General features: G+C 71.9%; 20 protein-coding genes. 18 read left to right on the plus strand and 2 right to left on the minus strand.

Annotated elements, in window-relative coordinates; all coding sequences use genetic code 11:
- Positions 1 to 20: 20 nt before the first annotated feature.
- Positions 21 to 698 (minus strand): methyltransferase type 11, encoded by a 678-nt coding sequence (locus AC3IYI_RS28785; protein ID WP_489406427.1) that lies wholly within the window; start codon positions 696 to 698, stop codon positions 21 to 23.
- A 142-nt stretch (positions 699 to 840) separates the two neighbouring features.
- Here AC3IYI_RS28785 and proS point away from each other — a divergent pair, with 142 nt between their 5' ends.
- From proS to AC3IYI_RS28875, 18 genes are all read left to right on the plus strand, one after another.
- A complete protein-coding gene (gene proS / locus AC3IYI_RS28790) occupies positions 841 to 2,253 on the plus strand; it encodes a proline--tRNA ligase (RefSeq protein WP_327255152.1) in 1,413 nt (470 codons plus the stop codon).
- A gap of 222 nt (positions 2,254 to 2,475) precedes the next feature.
- Complete coding sequence (locus AC3IYI_RS28795; RefSeq protein ID WP_327255153.1) at positions 2,476 to 3,072, plus strand: hypothetical protein; 597 nt, start codon at positions 2,476 to 2,478, stop codon at positions 3,070 to 3,072.
- 203 nt (positions 3,073 to 3,275) lie between these two features.
- On the plus strand, positions 3,276 to 3,719 hold the full coding sequence (gene rpsP, locus AC3IYI_RS28800) for a 30S ribosomal protein S16 (RefSeq protein WP_243337676.1): 444 nt from the start codon (positions 3,276 to 3,278) through the stop codon (positions 3,717 to 3,719).
- Positions 3,720 to 3,721: 2 nt separating this feature from the next.
- Entirely contained in the window at positions 3,722 to 3,961 is a 240-nt protein-coding gene (locus AC3IYI_RS28805; protein ID WP_030011889.1) for an RNA-binding protein, read from the plus strand.
- Positions 3,962 to 4,055: 94 nt separating this feature from the next.
- Positions 4,056 to 4,613, plus strand: coding sequence for a ribosome maturation factor RimM (rimM, locus tag AC3IYI_RS28810; protein WP_489406428.1), 558 nt, complete (start codon positions 4,056 to 4,058; stop codon positions 4,611 to 4,613).
- Positions 4,613 to 5,434 carry a tRNA (guanosine(37)-N1)-methyltransferase TrmD gene (trmD, locus tag AC3IYI_RS28815; RefSeq protein WP_250743888.1) on the plus strand — a complete coding sequence of 274 codons (822 nt, stop codon included), beginning with the start codon at positions 4,613 to 4,615 and terminating at the stop codon, positions 5,432 to 5,434. The genes rimM and trmD overlap by 1 nt, the downstream gene beginning before the upstream one ends.
- 134 nt (positions 5,435 to 5,568) lie before the next feature.
- Positions 5,569 to 5,919: a 50S ribosomal protein L19 gene (gene rplS, locus AC3IYI_RS28820; protein WP_112450506.1), complete on the plus strand. Its 351-nt coding sequence runs from the start codon at positions 5,569 to 5,571 to the stop codon at positions 5,917 to 5,919.
- Positions 5,920 to 5,963: 44 nt separating this feature from the next.
- Complete coding sequence (gene lepB / locus AC3IYI_RS28825; RefSeq protein WP_489406429.1) at positions 5,964 to 6,782, plus strand: signal peptidase I; 819 nt, start codon at positions 5,964 to 5,966, stop codon at positions 6,780 to 6,782.
- Positions 6,775 to 7,662 (plus strand): signal peptidase I, encoded by an 888-nt coding sequence (gene lepB, locus AC3IYI_RS28830; RefSeq protein ID WP_489406430.1) that lies wholly within the window; start codon positions 6,775 to 6,777, stop codon positions 7,660 to 7,662. Before lepB (AC3IYI_RS28825) ends, lepB (AC3IYI_RS28830) begins: the two co-directional genes overlap by 8 nt.
- A 113-nt stretch (positions 7,663 to 7,775) precedes the next feature.
- Positions 7,776 to 8,693: a signal peptidase I gene (gene lepB, locus AC3IYI_RS28835; protein ID WP_489406431.1), complete on the plus strand. Its 918-nt coding sequence runs from the start codon at positions 7,776 to 7,778 to the stop codon at positions 8,691 to 8,693.
- A 44-nt stretch (positions 8,694 to 8,737) separates the two neighbouring features.
- On the plus strand, positions 8,738 to 9,514 hold the full coding sequence (gene lepB / locus AC3IYI_RS28840; RefSeq protein WP_489406432.1) for a signal peptidase I: 777 nt from the start codon (positions 8,738 to 8,740) through the stop codon (positions 9,512 to 9,514).
- Entirely contained in the window at positions 9,504 to 10,067 is a 564-nt protein-coding gene (locus AC3IYI_RS28845) for an NUDIX hydrolase (RefSeq protein ID WP_489406433.1), read from the plus strand. The genes lepB (AC3IYI_RS28840) and AC3IYI_RS28845 overlap by 11 nt, the downstream gene beginning before the upstream one ends.
- Before the next feature lie 55 nt (positions 10,068 to 10,122).
- Positions 10,123 to 10,431 (plus strand): DUF2469 domain-containing protein, encoded by a 309-nt coding sequence (locus AC3IYI_RS28850; protein WP_005311352.1) that lies wholly within the window; start codon positions 10,123 to 10,125, stop codon positions 10,429 to 10,431.
- A 105-nt stretch (positions 10,432 to 10,536) separates the two neighbouring features.
- Positions 10,537 to 10,908, plus strand: coding sequence for a YraN family protein (locus AC3IYI_RS28855; protein ID WP_243337661.1), 372 nt, complete (start codon positions 10,537 to 10,539; stop codon positions 10,906 to 10,908).
- Positions 10,908 to 12,530, plus strand: coding sequence for a YifB family Mg chelatase-like AAA ATPase (locus AC3IYI_RS28860; protein WP_489406434.1), 1,623 nt, complete (start codon positions 10,908 to 10,910; stop codon positions 12,528 to 12,530). Before AC3IYI_RS28855 ends, AC3IYI_RS28860 begins: the two co-directional genes overlap by 1 nt.
- Positions 12,527 to 13,723: a DNA-processing protein DprA gene (gene dprA, locus AC3IYI_RS28865; protein WP_489406435.1), complete on the plus strand. Its 1,197-nt coding sequence runs from the start codon at positions 12,527 to 12,529 to the stop codon at positions 13,721 to 13,723. The genes AC3IYI_RS28860 and dprA overlap by 4 nt, the downstream gene beginning before the upstream one ends.
- A gap of 239 nt (positions 13,724 to 13,962) precedes the next feature.
- Complete coding sequence (gene whiG, locus AC3IYI_RS28870) at positions 13,963 to 14,796, plus strand: RNA polymerase sigma factor WhiG (RefSeq protein ID WP_243337655.1); 834 nt, start codon at positions 13,963 to 13,965, stop codon at positions 14,794 to 14,796.
- 99 nt (positions 14,797 to 14,895) lie between these two features.
- A complete protein-coding gene (locus AC3IYI_RS28875) occupies positions 14,896 to 15,453 on the plus strand; it encodes a TetR/AcrR family transcriptional regulator (RefSeq protein WP_243337839.1) in 558 nt (185 codons plus the stop codon).
- A gap of 8 nt (positions 15,454 to 15,461) precedes the next feature.
- On the opposite strand, the gene AC3IYI_RS28880 is transcribed toward AC3IYI_RS28875, so the two are convergent.
- On the minus strand, positions 15,462 to 15,974 hold the full coding sequence (locus AC3IYI_RS28880; protein WP_489406436.1) for a M23 family metallopeptidase: 513 nt from the start codon (positions 15,972 to 15,974) through the stop codon (positions 15,462 to 15,464).
- Positions 15,975 to 16,021: the final 47 nt, after the last annotated feature.

Below are 16,021 nucleotides of genomic sequence, written 5' to 3' on the forward strand. Positions count from 1 at the left end.
CTTTGCTTACGGTGTGGCGGTTACGCCGTACGGGCGATGACGTACCGGAAGATGTTCGGCAGCCAGACGGCCCCGTCACCCCGCTCGTACGGGTGAAGCGCCTCCGCCAGTTCCTTCTCCACCTGCACCGGGTCGGAGTGCTCGTACAGCCCGGTCGACAGCAGCCCGCGCACCGCGCTGTCCACGTCGGCGTACCCGAACGGGCAGAACACCCGCCCCGAACCGTCCGGCACCAGCCCGGCCGCGGCCGCCATCGCGTCCAGGTCCCGCGCCGCCGGCCCGCCGCCCAGGACGGAGGGCACCGTGCACCGCTCCGCCGGACCCCAGTCGGCCAGCACCACCGCGCCGCCGGGCCTGCGCAGCGCCGGCAGGGCCGCGGCCAGGGCGCCCGGGGTGGGCGAGAAGGCCAGCAGGACGTCGTAGGGCACCGCGGGCGCGGGCGGGGCCGCGAGGACCTCCAGGAGGCGCTCCCGGGCCAGTGTCCGGCGTGCCGGATCCGTCTCCACACCCGTGGCCAGGGCTCCCCGGCCCGAGGCCAGCAGAAGGGCCAGTCCGGCCCCGCAGCCGAGGCCCAGCAGCCGGTCGCCCGGCCCGACCTCCAGCCGGTCGTAGACCGCCTCGTACAGCGGTACCAGCATCCGTTCCTGGATCTCCGCCCAGTCCCGCGCGACCAGCGTCGCCGTCGGCGTCGGTGTCATCGAAAGAGCGCTCCTGATTCCGTGTCGCCCCCATGCCCCCGTTGCCAGGGAACTCCCGATTCGCCCCCGCGTCCAGAGGAGCGCGCCACCCGATTCGCACCCGATTCACGTTCGCCGCCCCGGGCGCCGTACCATTCACGCCATGGCAAAGGCACCCGTTCTCACCCCCCAGGCGGAGGATTTTCCCCGCTGGTACCAGGATCTGATCAACAAGGCCGAACTGGCCGACAACGGTCCGGTCCGCGGCACGATGGTCATCCGGCCGTACGGCTACGGCCTGTGGGAGCGGATGCAGCAGGAGATGGACGCGCGCATCAAGGACGCGGGCGCCCAGAACGCGTACTTCCCGCTGTTCATCCCGCAGTCGTACCTGACGCGGGAGGCGGAGCACGTCGAGGGCTTCGCCCCCGAGCTCGCGATCGTCACGCACGGCGGCGGCAAGGAGCTCGACGAGCCGGTCGTCGTCCGGCCCACCTCCGAGACGATCATCAACGAGTACTTCTCCAAGTGGGTCCAGAGCTACCGCGACCTGCCCCTGCTGATCAACCAGTGGGCGAACGTGGTCCGCTGGGAGATGCGCCCGCGCGTGTTCCTCCGTACGAGCGAGTTCCTCTGGCAGGAGGGCCACACGGCCCACGTCACGTACGAGGACGCCCGCGACTACGCCGCCCGCATCCACACGGACGTGTACGGCGACTTCATGACCAACGTGCTCGGCATCGACGTCGTGCTCGGCCGCAAGACCGCCAAGGAGCGCTTCGCCGGCGCCATCAACACCCTCACCCTCGAGGGCATGATGGGCGACGGCAAGGCCCTGCAGCTCGGCACCAGCCACGAGCTCGGCACCAACTTCGCCAAGGCCTTCAACACGCAGTACCTGTCGAAGGAAGGCAAGCAGGAGCTCGTCTGGCAGACCTCGTGGGGCGTCTCCACCCGCATGGTCGGCGGCCTGATCATGTCGCACGGCGACGACAACGGCCTGCGGGTCCCGCCGCGCCTGGCGCACGTCCAGGTCGTCGTCATGGCGATCAAGGGCGACGAGGCCGTGGCGAAGGTCCGCGAGCTGGGCGCCCAGCTCAAGGCCGCGGGCCTGCGGGTGTTCGTCGACGACCGCGTCGACACCCCCTTCGGCCGCCGCGCCGTGGACTGGGAACTCAAGGGCGTACCGGTCCGCGTCGAGATCGGCCCCCGCGACCTGGAGGCCGGCACCGCGATGCTGGCCCGCCGGATCCCGGGCGGCAAGGAGGCCGTGCAGATCTCCGACCTCGCCGCCCTGCTGCCCAAGGTGCTGGAGGAGGACCAGGAGCAGCTGCTGCGCGAGTCCCGCGAGCGCCGCATCTCCCGCACGTCCGACGTCTCGACCATCGAGGAGGCCGCCGAGGCCGCCATCGCCGGTGGCTGGGCGCGGATCCCGTGGGCCGACCTCGGCCCCGAGGGCGAGGCGAAGCTCGCCGAGCAGGCCGTCTCCGTACGCTGCCTGATCGCCGAGGACGGGTCGGTGCCGCAGGCGGACGACGCCCCCGGCAACATCGCGATCGTCGCGCGCTCGTACTAGCCGGTCCGCCTGACGGCTCTCACGCCCCGGCGTGCGGCACCCGCCGCGCGCCGGGGCTGTGTCGTCGTCGCCTGTTGGTGGGCCTCATTACGTACCGACTCATCCTGAGATATGCGCACCCGTCCTCGTCGGGGCGCATGAGACTGAACTGACTGGTACGTGCAAAAAATTTGGAATGGCCCGGAATCGGAACACCGGGGCACCCCGGCTCGTTGTCACGACGTGAGCACGACACCCCCTGTTCTCGCCGCAGAGCTGGCGCAGGCGTGGGCCGATATTCAGCGGTACCACCCCGAGCTGCCTGACCTTGCCGCGCCCGAGTCCCTGATCGGAGAGTCCTCGTCCGCCTGCGGCGCCGAACTCTCCTTCGAGCGACTGCTGCACGAGGCAGTCCACGGCATCGCCGCAGCCCGCGGAGTGCGTGACACTTCGCGCGCCGGCCGCTACCACAACCGCAGGTTCCTCGCGATCGCCGAGGAGATGGGGCTGGACCACACCGAGGAGCCACACGCGAGCAGCGGCTTCTCCCTGGTCTCGCTCAATCCCGAGGCGAAGAAGCGCTACCGCCCCACCATGGAGCGCCTCCAGCGCGCGCTGAAGGCCCACACGGTCGCCACGGCCGCCGACACCAAGCGCAGCTTCCGCGGTCCGGCCGCCCGGCACGGGTCCTCCGGCGGCGGCGTACGCGTCAAGGCGGTCTGCGACTGCGGGCGCAACGTGCGCGTGGTCCCGTCCGTGCTGGCTCAGGCCCCGATCGTGTGCGGAGGCTGCATGAAGCCCTTCCGCATCCCGGAAGTGGCCATCGCGGTGGCCTCCTGACCCGGCGGGTGGCCCCAGTCCATGCGGACGCGACCTCCCGGCCGAGCGCGCCGCGGGCGTGTGGCACAATGGACAGCTGTACTCGACAGTCGCATAGGACCCCTCTCTCCTCCGGCTGACGCGTCCATCGGGCACCCGAGTACCGCAACCCCACGTGGCATCTCATGTGCCCAACCACGTCAAGTTCAGGAGACACCACTCCAGTGGCAGTCAAGATCAAGCTCAAGCGCCTCGGCAAGATTCGCCAGCCGCACTACCGCATCGTCGTCGCCGACGCCCGTACCCGTCGGGACGGTCGCGCGATCGAAGAGATCGGTATCTACCACCCGACGTACAATCCGTCGCGCATCGAGGTCAACGCCGAGCGTGCGCAGTACTGGCTGTCCGTTGGCGCCCAGCCCACCGAGGCTGTGCTCGCCATCCTGAAGCTCACCGGTGACTGGCAGGCACACAAGGGCCTCCCGGCCCCCGCGCCGCTGCTGCAGCCGGCGACGAAGGAGAACAAGCGTCGCTCCTTCGACGAGTTCGCCAAGGCCCTCGAGGGCATCGGCGAGGGCAAGGGCGAAGCCATTACCCAGAAGGCGAAGAAGGCCGACAAGAAGGCGGACGAGGCTGAGGCCGAGACCGCCGAGTCGACCGAGGCCTGAGCATGCTCGAGGAGGCTCTTGAGCACCTCGTGAAGGGCATCGTGGACAACCCCGACGAAGTGCAGGTCGCCTCGCGCAACCTGCGCCGCGGGCAGGTGCTGGAGGTCCGGGTCCACCCCGACGACCTCGGCAAGGTGATCGGCCGCAACGGCCGCACCGCACGTGCTCTGCGTACCGTCGTGGGCGCCATCGGCGGCCGGGGGATCCGCGTCGACCTCGTCGACGTGGACCAGGTCCGCTGAGACCCGGTTTGCTAGAAGCGTGAATCACCGGCACGGGCCGGGGAGGGCATACGTGCCCGCCCCGGCCCGTCGTCGTCTGAACAGGAGAAAATCAGTGGAGTTGGTAGTCGCGCGGATCGGCCGCGCCCACGGGATCAAGGGTGAGGTCACCGTCGAGGTGCGGACCGACGAGCCCGAGCTGCGGCTCGGACCCGGCGCCGTGCTCCGGACCGACCCGGCGTCGGCGGGACCGCTGACGGTCGAGACCGGCCGGGTGCACAGCGGCAGGCTGATGCTGCGCTTCGCCGGGGTCAAGGACCGCACCGGCGCCGAGGCGCTGCGCAACATCCTGCTCATCGCCGACGTGGACCCGGCGGAGCTGCCGGACGAGGACGACGAGTACTACGACCACCAGCTGATGGACCTCGACGTGGTCCTCGAGGACGGCACCGCGATCGGCCGGATCACCGAGATCTCCCACCTGCCCTCGCAGGACCTGTTCATCGTCGAGCGGCCGGACGGCACCGAGGTGATGATCCCCTTCGTCGAGGAGATCGTCGCCGAGATCGACCTCGAAGAGCAGCGCTGCGTCATCACCCCGCCGCCCGGTCTCATCGACGAGCGCGAGGCGATCGTCGTCTCCACCCGGGACGAGGACGGGGAAGACGCCTGATGCGTCTCGACGTCGTCACGATCTTCCCCGAGTACCTGGAACCGCTCAACGTCTCCCTGGTCGGGAAGGCGCGGGCGCGCGGCCAGCTCGACGTACACGTCCACGACCTGCGGGACTGGACGTACGACCGGCACAACACGGTGGACGACACCCCGTACGGCGGCGGTCCCGGCATGGTCATGAAGACCGAGCCCTGGGGCGAGGCCCTGGACGCGGCGCTGGCCGACGGCTACGAGGCGGGCGCGCACGGACCCGTCATCGTCGTGCCCACCCCCAGCGGCCGGCCCTTCACCCAGGAACTGGCCGTCGAGCTCTCCGAACGCCCCTGGCTGATCTTCACCCCGGCCCGGTACGAGGGCATCGACCGCCGGGTCATGGACGAGTACGCCACGCGCCTCCCGGTCTACGAGGTGTCCATCGGCGACTATGTCCTGGCCGGCGGCGAGGCGGCCGTCCTGGTCGTCACCGAGGCCGTGGCCCGGCTGCTGCCCGGGGTGCTCGGCAACGCCGAATCGCACCGCGACGACTCCTTCGCGCCCGGGGACATGGCCAACCTGCTGGAGGGGCCCGTCTACACCAAGCCTCCCGAGTGGCGCGGCCACGGAATCCCGGACGTGCTGGTCAGCGGCCACCACGGCAAGATCGCCCGGTGGCGCCGCGACGAGGCCTTCCGCCGCACGGCGGCCAACCGTCCGGACCTGATCGAGCGCTGCGAGGCCTCCGCCTTCGACAAGAAGGACCGCGAGCTGCTGAGCATCCTCGGCTGGAAGCCGTCTCCCGACGGCCGATTTTGGCGCAGGCCCCAGACCGTGGAAGAATAGGCGGCTGCTGTGTGCTCGCGTACGCCCCTGCCACAGGGGGACCGTCGTCCGCCGAGTCCCGCAGCTCCCGAATTCTCTCCGGAAACCCCGCATCGGCGACCTGTGGCGTCATGCGAAGAAAGCAGACGAATCACATGTCTCACCTGCTCGATGGCGTCAACGCCGCCACCCTGCGCTCGGACCTCCCGGCCTTCCGCCCGGGTGACACCGTCAACGTTCACGTCCGCGTGATCGAGGGCAACCGCTCGCGTATCCAGCAGTTCAAGGGTGTCGTCATCCGCCGCCAGGGCGCCGGCGTCTCCGAGACCTTCACGGTCCGCAAGGTCTCCTTCAGCGTCGGCGTGGAGCGTACCTTCCCGGTCCACTCCCCGATCTTCGAGAAGATCGAGCTCGTCACCCGCGGTGACGTGCGTCGCGCCAAGCTGTACTTCCTCCGTGAGCTCCGCGGCAAGGCCGCGAAGATCAAGGAGAAGCGCGACCGCTGATCTGCTCCCGGAGTTCAGGGGAAGGCCGGATAGGCTCGCCTCCGATGGACACCGAAGCACCTCACACGCAGCGCGGCCACTCTTCCCCCGACGAGGGGGAGGGGAGGTCGCGTTTCGTGTTTTCCGGAGCGGGGCCCGCGTCGGGCCCCGGTTCCGGTTCCGACCCGGATCCCGCTCGTGGTTCCGACGCCGGCGCAGACCCCGGTCCCGGCTCCGCAACGGCCGGCTGGCTGACCTGGCGGCGCGCCGGGCTGCTCGGCGTGGCCTGCACCGTCTTCCTGCTGCTGTTCAGCAATTTCGTGGTCCAGCCCTTCCTGATCCCGAGCCGCTCGATGGAGCCCACGCTCGCCGTCGGGGACCGGGTGCTGGTCAACAAGCTGGCGTACCGTTTCGGCGGCCGGCCGGAGCGCGGGGACGTCGTGGTCTTCGACGGCACGGGCTCCTTCGTACGGGAGGCCCCGGACGGCAATCCGATCGGCGACGCCCTGCACGGGGCGGCCTCGGCGCTGGGCCTGGCCGAGCCCGCGGACTCCGATTTCGTGAAGCGGGTCGTCGGCGTCGGCGGCGACGACGTGGTGTGCGACGCGAACGGCCGGATCAAGGTCAACGGGGTGCCGCTGGACGAGCCGTACCTCTTCCCCGGCGACTCGGGGTCAAGAGTGCCGTTCCGCGTCGTCGTGCCCCTCGGGACCCTGTGGGTCATGGGTGATCATCGTTCCCAGTCCCGGGACTCCCGGGACCACCTGGGGGAGCCGGGCGGGGGAATGGTGCCGGTGGAGAAGGTGATCGGGCGGGCCGACTGGATCGGCTGGCCGGTGTCGCGCTGGGGTGACGCGGGCTCCGTGGGCGGCGGCCGTGGGTAGCCGCGGGCGACCGCGGGGCGGCCCGTACGCATACGAGGACGGGGACGCCGCCGACCCGGAGCCGGGGCCGGACGCGGCGGACTCGGCGGACGGGCCCCCGGAGCCGGGCGGCCGGGCCGAACGGCGTCGCCTCGCCCGCCGGGTCCGGCGCAGACGGCGTACCCGCCGGGTGGGGGAGCTGCCCCTGCTCGTGGTGGTCGCGCTGTGCATCGCCCTGATCCTCAAGACCTTCCTCGTCCAGGCCTTCTTCATCCCGTCGGGCTCCATGGAGCAGACGATCCGGATCGGAGACCGGGTCCTGGTGGACAAGCTGACCCCGTGGTTCGGCTCGGAGGTCGAGCGCGGGGACGTGGTCGTGTTCAAGGACCCGGGAGGCTGGCTGGGCGCGGACAACGTCCAGACCACCGAGGACCCGGTGGGGATCAAGCAGATCAAGCAGACCCTCACCTTCATCGGCCTGCTGCCCTCGGCGAACGAACAGGACCTGATCAAGCGGGTCATCGGCGTGGGCGGGGACAGCGTGAAGTGCTGCGACGCCCGGGGCCGGGTCAGCGTCAACGGATCGCCGCTCGACGAGCCGTACGTGAACCCGGGCAACGTGCCCTCGGAGATCCGCTTCGAGGTACAGGTGCCCGCCGGACGGATCTTCGTCATGGGCGACCACCGGGCGAACTCCGCCGACTCCCGCTACCACCTCGACGAGGCCTTCCACGGCACGATCGACGAGAAGGACGTGGTCGGCGAGGCCGTGGTGATCGCCTGGCCGTTCGGGCACTGGCACCGGCTGGAACAGCCCGCCACCTTCCGGATGGTTCCCGACCGGGCGCGCGGCGGTCGCCGCGCGCCCCGTAGGCGCCGGGGCGCCTCCTCGTTCGCATAGTGTGTCCTTGGTCTCCCGCGCCTTCGGGAACTCCCGCTCGTTAGGGGAGGGGAGGGCCCGTACCTCACCAGGTCCGGGCGTCGCTATCCGAACGAGGAGTGGATGTGGGGGACGTGGCGGTTGGTGCACGGTCCGGACGCGACGAGGGCGGCGAGGAGCCGAATGACTCCTCCAAACCCGATGCCGTCGAGAACGACGGCGACGACGCGCAGGACGGCGCCGCGGCACGCCCGCACCGTTCGTTCTGGAAGGAGCTGCCGCTCCTGGTCGGCATCGCCCTGCTGCTCGCCCTGCTGATCAAGACCTTCCTGGTGCAGGCCTTCTCGATCCCCTCCGACTCGATGCAGAACACCCTGCAGCGCGGCGACCGGGTGCTCGTGGACAAGCTGACGCCGTGGTTCGGATCGGAGCCCGAGCGCGGTGAGGTCGTGGTCTTCCACGACCCGTCGAACTGGCTGAGCAACGAGGTCACTCCGGAACCCAACATCGCGCAGAAGGCCCTCAGCTGGATCGGCCTCATGCCGTCCGCCGAGGAGAAGGACCTGATCAAGCGGACGATCGCCATCGGCGGTGACACGGTCGAGTGCAAGAAGGGCGGACCGGTCGTCGTCAACGGCAAGGAGCTCGACGAGCCGTACATCTTCCCGGGCAACACCCCGTGCGACGACTTCCCCTTCGGTCCGCTCACCGTGCCCAAGGGCAAGATCTGGGTGATGGGCGACCACCGGCAGAACTCGCAGGACTCCCGCTACCACCAGCAGGACCCCACCCAGGGCTTCGTTCCCGTCAGCGATGTCGTCGGACGCGCCGTGGTGGTGGCCTGGCCGGTCACCCGCTGGTCCACCCTGCCGGTTCCGGAGACCTTCGACCAGCCGGGCATCGGTACGCAGACCAAGGCCACCGCGCTGGGTCTGGGCGCCGAGGGGCTGGCGCCGGTCGGGCTCGGCCCGGCCGCGCTCGGGTTCGCCGGCGCGGTGCCGGTCGTACTGTGGCGCAGGCGGAGGCTGACCGCGGGGCGTACCGACAGGTAGGGTGCCGCCCAGGTCGACGATCTCCGAGTGTGGGGGCGCTTGCAATGGGCGGAACACGAGCAATACGAGCAGGTGACGGCGATGGCCGCGGTGCTCTCGGCAGCATGCTGTCGGGAGTCGCCGTGGCCATCGGCTTTGTGCTCTTCCTGGGCGGGTTCGTGTGGGGAGCCGTCGTGTACCAGCCGTACACGGTGCCGACCGACTCGATGGTGCCCACCGTGAAGCCCGGAGACCGGGTGCTGGCACAGCGCATCGCCGGGGGGGACGTGCGCCGCGGAGACGTGGTGATCTTCAAGGACGGGCAGTGGAGCGATTCGCCGATGGTCAAGCGGGTCGTCGGCGTCGGCGGGGACACGGTCAAGTGCTGCGGTGACGGCGGCCGGCTCACCGTCAACGGCAAGGAGCTGGACGAGCCGTACATCGAAGAGGAGAAGCTCGACGTGGCGGGCGCTCCGGGCGGGTCCGCCTCCCGGACGCCGTTCGAGGTGACGGTGCCGGAGGGCAACCTCTTCCTGCTCGGCGACCGGCGCGGAGCCTCGCTGGACTCCCGGGCACACCTCGAGGAGGCCGGACAGGGGACGGTGGCCCGCTCGGCGGTGACCGGCCGCGTCGACGCCCTCGCGTGGCCCGACATGTCGATGCTGGAGCGGCCCCGGGCCTACGCGGCCCTGCCCGGCGGGACCTCGACGCCGGGGCCGCTGCTGCTCCAGGTGGCCGCGGTGGTGGCCGGAGCCGCCCTGGTGGTGCTCGGAGCCGCGTACGGGCCGGTCGTACGGGTTCTCGGGCGCGGGCGGAGGCAGGAGCGGGCCGATGTCCGCTGACGCGACGGCGGGGCCGGGGACCGGTTCCGGGTCGGGTGGGCAGGGAGGGGCGGGAGTTCCGGGAGGGTCGGGATCGCCGCGCAAGGTGGCGCGGGTGATCCTGCTGGACCCCGAGGACAGGATCCTGCTGCTGCACGGCTTCGAGCCGGGAGACCCGGCGGACGACTGGTGGTTCACCCCGGGCGGCGGCCTGGAAGGGGCCGAGACCCGGGAGCAGGCCGCGCTCCGCGAGCTCGCGGAGGAGACCGGGATCACCGACGTGGAACTGGGGCCGGTGCTGTGGCACCGCTACTGCTCGTTCCCCTTCGACGGGCGCCGCTGGGAGCAGGACGAGTGGTACTTCCTGGCCCGGACGACCCAGACCGCGACCGTACTGGGAGGCCTCACCGAGCTGGAGCGCCGCAGCGTCTCGGGCACCAGGTGGTGGACCTCCGAGGAACTTCTTGCGGCCCATGAGACGGTGTACCCGACCAGACTCGCAGAGCTGCTCCGCACGCTGCTCGACGATGGTCCCCCGGGTGCGCCCGTGAACCTGGCCCCGGAAATCGTTTAGGGGCGCACGGGCCTGGCGCACAATAGGGGGACGCACGGCTGAAGGGGAACATGCCATGAGTGCCGAGGACCTCGAGAAGTACGAGACCGAGATGGAGCTGAAGCTCTATCGCGAGTACCGCGACGTCGTCGGGCTGTTCAAGTATGTGATCGAGACCGAACGCCGTTTCTACCTCACCAACGACTACGAGATGCAGGTGCACTCGGTACAGGGGGAGGTCTTTTTCGAGGTCTCGATGGCCGACGCGTGGGTCTGGGACATGTACAGACCGGCTCGGTTCGTCAAGCAGGTGCGGGTGCTGACCTTCAAGGACGTGAACATCGAGGAGCTCAACAAGAGCGATCTCGAACTTCCGGGCAGCTGAATTCCCTCGCCGGGGTGACGCGGTTGTCCACATCGCCCCGGTTGTCCACCAAGATCCACTAGGTGGGCGGGGACGCGGGATCGTCGGTGCCGGAGGTGGTGCCGGATGAACGCGAAGGGCGTGGCACAGCAGGCATTGGGGCGGTACGGCGAGGACCTCGCGACGCGGCGGCTCACCGAGGCCGGGATGACCGTGATCGCGCGGAACTGGCGGTGCCGCGGCGGGGAGATCGACATCGTCGCCCGGGACGGGGACGCCCTCGTCGTGTGCGAGGTCAAGACCCGGCGCGCGGGGGAGTTCGAACATCCCATGGCCGCGCTGCGGCCCGCCAAGGCCGAGCGCCTGCGCAGGCTCGCCGGGCGCTGGCTGGCCGACCACGGCGGACCACCCCCGGGCGGGGTGCGCATCGACCTCGTCGGGGTCCTCCTGCCGCGGCGCGGCGGGCCCGTGGTGGAGCACGTCAGGGGGGCGGCCTGATGGGGTTCGCGCGGGCCTGCTCGGTCGCCCTCGTGGGCGTCGACGGCGTGGTGGTGGAGGTCCAGGCCGACCTGGAGCCCGGGGTCGCCACCTTCTCCCTGGTGGGGCTCCCCGACAAGACCCTGGTCGAGAGCCGGGACCGGGTCAGGGCGGCCGTGGTGAACTCGGGCGCCGCCTGGCCGCAGAAGAAGCTCACCGTCGGCCTCAGCCCGGCGTCCGTCCCGAAGGGGGGCGCGGGCTTCGACCTCGCCGTTGCGGCCGCCGTGCTCGGCGCCGCCGAAGTGGTCGACCCGAAGGTGATCGCCGATCTCGTCCTCATCGGGGAGCTGGGGCTGGACGGCCGGGTGCGTCCCGTCCGCGGGATCCTGCCGGCGGTGCTCGCCGCCGCCGAGGCCGGATACCGGCAGGTCGTGGTCCCGCAGCAGTGCGCGGCCGAGGCCATGCTCGTCCCGGACGTCTCGGTGCTCGGCGTACGCAGCCTGCGGCAACTGATCGCGGTGCTCACCGAGGGGGAGGTCCCCGAGGAGGATCCACCGGATCCGTCCGGGCGCCCGGACCCGATGCTCGCCGGGCTGGTCGTCCCCGGCGCCGGACTCGGCACGGGGGTGGCCCGCGACGGCGACGGGCGGGACTTCCCCGACCTCGCCGACGTCGCCGGACAGCACGCGGCACGCCGGGCCCTGGAGGTGGCGGCCGCCGGGGGCCACCACCTCTTCCTGAGCGGACCGCCCGGCGCGGGCAAGACGATGATGGCCGAGCGGATCCCCTGGATCATGCCCCCGCTCACCCGACAGGATTCCCTGGAGGTCACGGCCGTCCACTCGGTCGCGGGAATCCTGCCCCCGGGCGAACCGCTCGTCGCCCGGGCCCCGTACTGCGCCCCGCACCACTCGGCGACCATGCAGTCCCTCGTCGGAGGCGGAGCCGGTGTGGCCAGGCCCGGAGCGGTGTCGCTGGCCCACAGGGGGGTGCTGTTCCTCGACGAAGCCGCGGAGTTCAGCACCAAGGCCCTGGACGCCCTGAGGCAGCCCCTCGAAGCGGGACACGTGGTCATCGCCCGGGCCGCCGGGGTGGTACGCCTGCCGGCCCGGTTCCTGATGGTGCTGGCCGCCAACCCCTGTCCCTGCGGGCGGCACACCCTGCACGGGACCGGCTGCGACTGCCCGGCCTCGGTGATCCGCCGCTACCAGGCCCGGCTGTCGGGGCCGCTGCTGGACCGGGTGGACCTGCGCGTGGAGGTCGAGCCGGTCACCCGCTCCGATCTGCTGGGACGCGGGGGCCGCGGCGAAGCCACGGCGGTGGTGGCCGGGCGGGTCCGGGAGGCCCGTGACCGGGCCGCGGCCCGGCTCGAGGGCACGCCCTGGCGGCTCAACGCGGAGGTCCCGGGCCACGAGCTGCGGACCCGCTGGCCGGCCGCCCCGGGAGCACTGGCCCAGGCCGAGCGGGACCTGGAGCGCGGCCTGCTGACCGCGCGGGGGCTCGACCGGGTGCTCCGGGTCGCCTGGACGGTGGCCGACCTGCGGAGCCGGGACCGCCCCGACGCCCTGGACGTGGCGGTCGCCCTCGAACTGCGCACCGGAATCGCCCGCGGAGCCACGGCGCACCTGGACGCCGCCTCATGACCGCCGCGGCGCCGGCCCCGGGACCCGGTCCGGGACCCGGCACGGAGGAGGAGGCGGAGCCCGCGGGCGAGGTGCTCGCTCGGGCCGCGCTCACCCGGGTCCTGGAGCCCGGGGAGGAGCACGGCGGGCGCTGGCTGAAGGCGTACGGGGCGGTCGGGCTGATACGGCTGCTGACCGGGCCCGCGCCGGAGCCCGGGGTGCTGACCGGGGTCGGCGGCGAGCGGCTCGCCGGATACCGCCGCCGGGCTGCGTCGGCCGACCCTCGGCGGGACCTGGCGGTCGCCGCCGAGACCGGGGGCCGGTTCGTCTGCCCCGGGTCGGCGGAGTGGCCGAGTCAGCTGGACGACCTCGGTGACGCCCGGCCCGTCGGGCTGTGGGTGCGGGGCAGGGCGAGCCTGCGGGCCTGGGCCCTGCGCTCCGTGGCGGTGGTCGGGGCCCGCGCGTGCACCCCGTACGGGGCACACATGGCCCAGAGCCTGGCCGGTGAACTCGCCGAGCGCGGTTGGGTGGTGGTCTCGGGCGCCGCCTACGGGATCGACGGCGCCGCCCACCGCGGGGCCCTCGCCGCCGGCGGAGCGACGGCCGCCGTGCTGGCCTGCGGGGTGGACGTGCCCTACCCGCGCGGCCACGCCGGACTGCTCGGCCGGATCGCCGCCCAGGGGCTGCTCCTCGGCGAGCTGCCGCCCGGCAGCCACCCCACGCCGAGCCGTTTCGTCCTGCGCAACCGCGTCATCGCCGCCCTGACCCGGGGCACGGTCGTCGTGGAGGCGGCCCACCGCAGCGGGTCCCTGGTCACCGCCCGGCGGGCCCAGGCACTGGGGAGGATCACCATGGGCATCCCGGGCCCGGCCACCAGCGGGCTCTCGGCCGGCGTGCACGAACTGCTGCGCGGTGAAGCCTCGCTGGTCACGGACGCGGCGGAGGTCATCGAGCTGGTCGGAGGGATGGGAGAACTGGCCCCCGAGCGGCGGGGCCCCGTGATCGCCCGGGACCTGCTGGGGCCCGAAGCGGTCCGGGTACTCGACGCCCTCCCGGCGGGGCGCCTCGCAGACCTGGAGGAACTGGCCCTCGCGTCGGGCACCGGCACCGATGAAGTCATCGGCAGACTGTACGAACTTCACTCTCTGGGGTTCGTCGAACGGCAGGGCGACGGCTGGCAGTTGACCCCGAAGCGGCCGAGAGGAGGCGCATAAAGCGCAGTCGCCCGGCGAGGCGGTCGTTGACCTGGGGCGTTCCGGTGAAAGAGTGAAGGCGATGAGAGACGCGGTCTTCCCGGTGGCACCCGCCGGGACCGTGCGCCAGGCGCCGGTCCCCGGTCGCCCGCGCGAGTCGGGGCGCCCTTGTGGGCCCGCGCGATCCCGTACTCTTCGCGCACCGCGACACTTCCGTCACGCTACGCTCCCAAGGAATCCGGCTCCGGCAAAGGCGAAGTATGCCCCAGCACACCTCAGGGTCTGACCGCGCTGCGGTGCCCCCCGCTGCGCGCAGCAGCGAGCGGTCCACCGCGCCCTCGTCCCTGGAGGTGCTGTGGCGCTCGTACAAGGACTCGGGTGACGAGCGGCTGCGGGAGCAGCTGATCCTGCACTACTCGCCCCTCGTGAAGTACGTGGCGGGCCGCGTCAGCGTCGGTCTGCCGCCCAATGTGGAACAGGCCGATTTCGTCTCCTCCGGAGTCTTCGGACTGATCGACGCCATCGAGAAGTTCGACATCGAACGGTCCATCAAGTTCGAGACGTACGCGATCACCCGCATCCGCGGCGCGATGATCGACGAGCTGCGGGCGCTGGACTGGATCCCCCGCTCGGTGCGGCAGAAGGCGCGCGCCGTGGAACGGGCCTACGCCACGCTGGAGGCCCAGCTGCGGCGCACCCCGACCGAACACGAGGTCGCCGGGGAAATGGGCATCGGCGTGGAGGATCTGCACGCCGTTTTCAGCCAGTTGTCGCTGGCCAACGTGGTCGCCCTGGAAGAGCTGCTGCACGTGGGCGGGGAGGGGGACCGCCTCTCCCTGATGGACACCCTGGAGGACACCGCCGCGGACAACCCGGTGGAGGTCGCGGAGGACCGGGAGTTGCGACGGCTGCTGGCGCGGGCCATCAACACGCTGCCCGAGCGGGAGAAGACGGTGGTGACCCTCTACTACTACGAGGGCCTCACGCTCGCCGAGATCGGCAACGTCCTCGGGGTCACCGAGAGCCGCGTCAGCCAGATCCACACCAAGTCGGTCCTGCAGCTGCGGGCGAAGCTGGCGGACGTCGGGCGCTGAACCGGGGGTCCCGGGGCGCGAGGGCGGAGGCCGAGAGCGTACGACGGCCTTGCGGTACATCCGTAGAGTGGACGCGTGCCCAGGATTCGAGCGGCCTCCGTGGCCGAGCACCGGTCGATGCAGCGCGGCGCCCTGTTGGACGCCGCGCGTTCCCTGCTGTCCGAAGGGGGGACGGAAGCGCTGACCTTCCCCGCCCTCGCCGAGAGGACCGGCCTCGCCCGGTCCTCCGTATACGAGTACTTCCGGTCCCGTGCGGCCGTCGTCGAAGAGCTGTGCGCGGTGGACTTCCCCGTGTGGGCGGCCGAGATCGAGGCGGCGATGTCCGAGGCGCAGGCGCCGGAGGCGAAGATCGAGGCGTACGTGCGCTGCCAGCTGGGGCTGGTGGGGGACAAGCGGCACCGGGCGGTGGTGGCGATCTCGGCGAGCGAGCTGGACGCCGGGGCGCGCGAGAAGATCCGCGCGGCGCACGGGAGCCTGATCGCGATGATCGTGGAGGCGCTGGCCGCGCTGGGGCAGGCGGAGCCGAGGCTGGCCGCGATGCTGCTCCAGGGCGTGGTGGACGCCGCAGTCCGGCGGATCGAGGCGGGTGCGGGGGAAGACCCCGTCGTGGTCACGGACGCGGCGGTGGCCATGGCCCTGCGGGGCGTCGGGGGCTGACCCGGTCCTCACGCGCCGGACGGCTGAAGAGCGGCCAGGGGGAGCAGGCGGGGGGTCGGGCGCGGGAGCAGCGCCAGCGGGTTGAGGTAGGTCTGCGCGTGCAGGAGACCCCAGTGGAGGCAGGAGCGGGGGCAGTGGGGGCCGTCCGTGAGGAGGGCCACCACCTGGCCCGTCGTGACCTCGGCGCCCTGCACCACCAGGGGGCGGACCGGTTCGTACGTCGTGCGCAGGCCGTTCGGGAGGGTCAGCGAGAGGACCCCGCGACCCGCGACCGGTCCGGCGTAGTGGACCCGGCCCGGGCCGACCGCGCGGAGCTCCGCGCCCACCGGGGCCGCCAGGTCCACCCCGCGGTGGCCCGCCGCGTACGGGGTCGGGGGCGGGTCCCACCAGCGGACCACGGTCAGGGGGGACGGGAGCGGGCGTCCGCCCGGGGCCGGTGGCCCCGGCGGTCCCGGGGTCGGTGGAGGGGGGCTCAGGGCGAGGCCCAGGGTCATGAGCACGGTGAGCAGCAGCTTCGTCATGCGGGGAAGGGTCCCAACCCGGCGCCGGCTCCGTCCGGGCCTGTGGA

The sequence above is a fragment of the Streptomyces sp. GL_148 genome, assembly GCF_057834205.1.